Annotated in this window: 2 protein-coding genes and 2 pseudogenes; 2 read left to right on the forward strand and 2 right to left on the reverse strand. The window is 73.5% G+C overall.

Features of this window, described 5'->3' with window-relative positions; translation table 11 throughout:
• Together ACWIF2_RS40045 and ACWIF2_RS40050 are read right to left on the reverse strand one after the other, a co-directional pair.
• Positions 1-165 (reverse strand): annotated as a pseudogene (locus ACWIF2_RS40045) (alcohol dehydrogenase catalytic domain-containing protein); the annotation flags it as partial.
• A pseudogene (locus tag ACWIF2_RS40050) lies at positions 138-560 on the reverse strand (FHA domain-containing protein); the annotation flags it as partial. The pseudogenes ACWIF2_RS40050 and ACWIF2_RS40045, both read right to left, overlap by 28 nt.
• Positions 561-801: 241 nt before the next feature.
• On the opposite strand from ACWIF2_RS40050, the gene ACWIF2_RS40055 reads away from it, so the two are divergent.
• Complete coding sequence (locus ACWIF2_RS40055) at positions 802-3,054, forward strand: streptophobe family protein (protein WP_454366557.1); 2,253 nt, start codon at positions 802-804, stop codon at positions 3,052-3,054.
• Positions 3,055-3,183: 129 nt separating this feature from the next.
• Positions 3,184-4,398, forward strand: coding sequence for a phosphoserine phosphatase SerB (serB, locus tag ACWIF2_RS40060; RefSeq protein ID WP_454366558.1), 1,215 nt, complete (start codon positions 3,184-3,186; stop codon positions 4,396-4,398).
• Positions 4,399-4,531 lie beyond the last annotated feature (133 nt).

Genomic DNA, 4,531 nt, shown 5'->3' on the forward strand with positions numbered 1-4,531 from the left:
TACGTAGCCGATGACCTCGTCCCCCACCGCGAACTCCGGTGCCGCCGCGCCCGGTTGGACCACCACGCCGGAGACGTCCCAGCCGGGGATCACGGGGAAGGCGGTGTCCAGGAGCGGGGCGAGCAGGCCGGAGCGGCAGGCCAGGTCGACCGGGTTGACGGCGGAGCCTGCTGCTGGGAGGGCGCCTGCTGGGCCCAGCCGGGGTTCGCGCCCTGCGCCGCGTACGGCTGCTGCTGGGGCTGGGCCTGCGGCGTGGCGACGGAGGCCGCGGCGCCGGAGAGACTCAGCCGCGGTCCGTCGGTGGCGTTGCCCAGGTTCACCGCCGAGCCCGGGCCGAGTTCCATGTGGTGGATCCGCTGACCCTGCACGAACGTGCCGTTGGTGCTGCCATGGTCCTCGATGACCCAACTGCGGCCGTTGAAGCTGACCGTGGCGTGACGCCAGGAGACCCTGGCGTCGTCGAAGACGACGTCCCCCTGCGGATCACGTCCGAGGGTGTATGCCCTGGACGGATCGAGCGTCCAGGTACGTCCGTTTGATTCCAGTACGAGTTCCGGCACTCCATGCCCCACTGAGTTGTCCCCCGAGTTACCCCCGACATGGGGAGTCTAGGGATGTCGAACATCGGGGGGAACTATTTCAGTAGCGGCCCCCTGACCGAAAGTCGGGCCTTGTGAAAACCGCGTACGGACGCTTCGGCCGATTCCGTTGACGGGGTTGAAACCGGGCCGGAGAGTGGTATTTCGTCGCGAGGGGGACATGCGCGGTGTTCCCGCCGCGTAGCGGATCGGGGGGTCTGCCATGGGTGCCGGTGCAGGTGTCGAGAAGGCGAGTGACGGCACGCGGGTGCCGTGGGGGGACGTGCTGATGTCCGCCGTCGCCGCCGTGAGCTGGGCGTTGATCGGGATGGCGGGCACGGCGGCGCTGGGGCTGCGGCTGCTGGAGGCGGACACGGCGGGCTCGTTGGGGCCGATGACCGCGGCGGTGGTGGCCCTTGGGGCGGGTGGTTCGGTCACGCCGTCCGGCGATGTGTCGGTGTTCGGTCTCACGGGCGCGGAGGCGGACACGGCCATCGAGATCACGCCACTGGGGGTGAGCCTGGTCGGGGCGCTGCTGCTGTCGTACTTCTTCCTGCGGTCCTTGCGGGCGGCGGGAGTTGTGATCTCACCGGCCGAACTCCTCGCGCGTGCCGGTGCGGTGGTCGCGTTGTTCGTGGCGATGCTGGGCGGGCTGGCCTGGGCGGGGCACGACGTCATCACGATCGACGGCGGCTCGCTGGGGCTGGACGACCTGACCGGCGGGGGCGGGAGCGGAGGCGGCGGCCTGGACATCCCCGGGCTCGGGGACGTCGGGGACATCGGCGGGCTGTTGCCGGACCGGATCGGCGATCTGGTCGACGCGCGGGCGGCGGTCGGTTTCAGCGTCGACACCGTGCCCACGCTGTTCGGCGGGCTCGGATGGTCGGCCGGGATCCTCCTCGTCGCCCTGCTGGCCTCGCGCCGCACACCGCTGCCCCGGGGGTGGGAGGCCGTGCACCGGGTCGTACGGCCGGCCGTTTCCGCGGTGGTGACCGTGCTGCTGGTGGCCGTGGCGGCGGGGTTCGCCGCGGCGGCGTACGCGGCGACTGGTGACGACCGTCCCGAGCGCATCGCCGGCGCGGCGCTGCTCGGCGCGCCGAACGGGGTGTGGCTGGGCGTGCCGATCGGCCTGTTCGTGCCGTGGGACGGCCGGGCTACGGGGGAACTGACCCGTTTCCTGCCGGACCCGCTGGACGATCTGCTCGTTGGCCGCCCGGACCAGCAGGTGACGCTGGGAAGGCTGGCCGAGCTGGACGGGCGGGTGTGGCTGCTCGGAGTGGCGGCGGCGCTGATGATGCTGCTGGCGGGCGTGCTGACGGCGGTGCGGTCGCCGGTGGGGAGCGTCGCGGGCGCGCCGGCGGGGGCGGCGGAACGGGGTTCCGGTGCCCTCGGTTTCGCGGGCCGGTGCGCGCTGCGGCTGGGGGTCGCGACCGCGCTGGCCCTGCCGTTGCTGGCGTGGCTGACGGACGTGTCCGTGACCGCCTCCCTGTCCGTGCTCGGCTTCGACGCGTTCGGCGCGGGCATCGAACTGCACGGGCATCTCGGCATGGCCTTGCTGCTGGGCGCGGTGTGGGGCGCGGCGGCAGGGGCCGTGGGGGCGTTGCTGGCGTGGGCGAGCGGGGCCGCCGGGCGGTCGGCGGCTGTGTTGGCCCGGGGGGATGGGGTGGCAGGGGCGGGGGGCGGCTCGGGGGTGAGCCGGTACGGCGAGGGGAGGAGCCGGTACGGCGAGGGCGGGTGGCACGGCGAGCGCACGGGCCGGTACGGCGAGGCCGGGCGACACGACGAGGGCACCGGCCGGTACGGCGAGCACACGGGCCAGTACGGCGAGGCCGGGCGACACGACGAGGGCACCGGCCGGTACGGCGAGCACACCGGCCAGTACGGCGAGGCCGGGCGACACGACGAGGGCACCGGTCGGCACGGCGAGCACACCGGCCAGTACGGCGAGGCCGGGCGACACGACGAGGGCACGGGCCGGCAGGACGAGGGCGCCGGGCGGTCCGGGAACCGGGGCGATCCGCAGGGCGAGCGGGCGTCGTACGGGAGGGAAGCCGGGCCTTACACGCCGGGAACGCCGTACCGGCCGCCGAACCGGGCGACCAATCCGTACCTCCGGCTTCCGGACGAGCTGCGGGAACCGGAGGACGCGCGGCCTGCCGGTGAGGAACGGCGGCCCGGAGAGGACTGGGGGCGGCCCGGAGAGGCCCGGGGGCCCGAAGAGGACTGGGGGCGGACCGGCGACGCGCACTGGGGCGGGCCTGACGAAGAGCGGTCGGACGCGGGGCCCACCGAGCCGGGGAACGGCGACGTGTACGGCGCGCCCACCGTGGCGCGGCCGGTCGGGCCGCCTCCGCGAGGTCCCCGCCAGCCGCCCGGGGCTCGCGGCCGGAACGGGCCGCCGGCCCGGCCGGACGACGGGCCGCCGCCCCCGCCTCCTCCCCCGCCACCGCCGCGGAAGCCGCGGGGCGGGAGGTGATCCCGAGGGCGGAGGGACGCCGTACCGGTGCGTAAGACTCACGCCATCGACGCGACACCCAGTGTTCGCTGTCCGCCAGCCGGACCTCACGGGCGGTGTGACCTGCCCGCCGGATACGGTGGAACCACCATGAGCGCATCGCAGACCTCGTCCTCTGACGTCCCCACCCTCCTTGTCAAGATCTTCGGCAAGGACAGGCCGGGCATCACGGCCGGCCTCTTCGACACCCTCGCCGCCTACGCCGTCGACGTCGTCGACATCGAGCAGGTCGTCACCCGTGGCCGGATGGTGTTGTGCGCGCTCGTGACCGAGCCGCCCCCCGGTCTCGAGGGGGATCTGCGGGCGACCGTCCACAGCTGGGCCGAGTCGATGAAGATGCAAGCGGAGATCATCTCCGGCCTCGGCGACAACCGGCCGCGCGGTCTGGGCCGCTCCCTGGTCACCGTGCTCGGGCATCCGCTGACCTCGGAGGCGACCGCCGCGGTCACCGCGCGGATCACCAGGACCGGCGGCAACATCGACCGTATCTTCCGGCTCGCCAAGTACCCCGTGACGGCGGTCGAGTTCGCCGTGTCCGGCGTGGAGACCGAGCCGCTGCGCACCGCCCTGGCGCCGGACGCGGCGAAGCTCGGCATCGACGTGGCGGTCGTCGCCGCCGGTCTGTACCGGCGTGCGCAGCGCCTGGTCGTCATGGATGTCGACTCGACGCTCATCCAGGACGAGGTCATCGAACTGTTCGCCGCGCACGCCGGCTGCGAGGACAAGGTCGCCGAGGTGACGGCGGCCGCGATGCGCGGGGAGCTGGACTTCGAGCAGTCCCTGCACGCGCGCGTGGCGCTGCTGGAGGGACTGGACGCCTCGGTGGTGGACAAGGTGCGCAGCGAGGTGCGGCTGACGCCGGGCGCCCGCACCCTGATCCGTACGCTGAAGCGGCTCGGCTACCAAGTCGGTGTCGTCTCGGGCGGGTTCACCCAGGTCACCGACGATCTGAAGGAGCGGCTGGGGCTGGACTTCGCCCACGCCAACACGCTGGAGATCGTCGACGGCAGGCTGACGGGCAAGGTCACTGGCGAGATCGTCGACCGCGCGGGCAAGGCCCGGCTGCTGCGCCGGTTCGCGGCGGAGGCGGGCGTGCCGCTGTCGCAGACCGTGGCGATCGGTGACGGTGCGAACGACCTGGACATGCTGAACGCGGCCGGTCTGGGCGTCGCCTTCAACGCCAAGCCGGTGGTGCGCGAGGCCGCGCACACCGCGGTGAACTTCCCGTTCCTGGACACGGTCCTGTACCTGCTGGGCGTCACGCGCGAAGAGGTCGAGGCGGCGGACACCCTCGACGCGGTCTGAGACAGACGGCAGGGGCCCGGCACCGCGCACCCGTGGCGGGCCCCCCGTCACCGCCCCCCAGTCACGCCGAGAATGTCACAAGGTCGGCGCCCCCTATTACCGCCGCGACGCCGTGCCCCGCACCCACCACATA

The organism is Streptomyces sp. NPDC055506 (assembly GCF_053643595.1).

What these genes read in the sequence shown, in the direction of transcription:
- ACWIF2_RS40055 (WP_454366557.1), top strand. Translation starts at nt 802, where the DNA reads ATGGGTGCCGGTGCAGGTGTCGAGAAGGCGAGTGACGGCACGCGGGTG.
- serB (WP_454366558.1), top strand. Translation starts at nt 3,184, where the DNA reads ATGAGCGCATCGCAGACCTCGTCCTCTGACGTCCCCACCCTCCTTGTC.